At 64.5% G+C, this 234-nt stretch carries 1 protein-coding gene; it reads left to right on the forward strand.

Annotated features, from left to right (window positions below; all coding sequences use genetic code 11):
• On the forward strand, window positions 1–234 hold a 234-nt coding region (locus tag CVH10_RS24610; protein WP_219925125.1), incomplete at both ends, for a YbhB/YbcL family Raf kinase inhibitor-like protein.

The following is a 234-nucleotide window of genomic DNA, read 5'->3' on the forward strand; positions in this document are numbered from 1 at the left end:
CGATCAGTTCGTTGAAGGAGGCCACCGCCGCGGGCACCCGGGGGCGCAACGACTTCAATCGCAACGGCTATGGCGGCCCGATGCCGCCGGAAGGGCATGGCCTGCACCAGTACTATTTCTGGGTGCTGGCGCTGGACAAGCCCACCGCCCTGCCTGAGGGCATCTCCATGGATGAACTGCTCAAGCAGGTCGAGCCGCATCTGCTCGGCATGAACCGCCTGATCGGCACCTATC

It is taken from the genome of Halomonas sp. ND22Bw, from assembly GCF_003011945.1.
GTDB lineage: Bacteria > Pseudomonadota > Gammaproteobacteria > Pseudomonadales > Halomonadaceae > Halomonas > Halomonas halophila.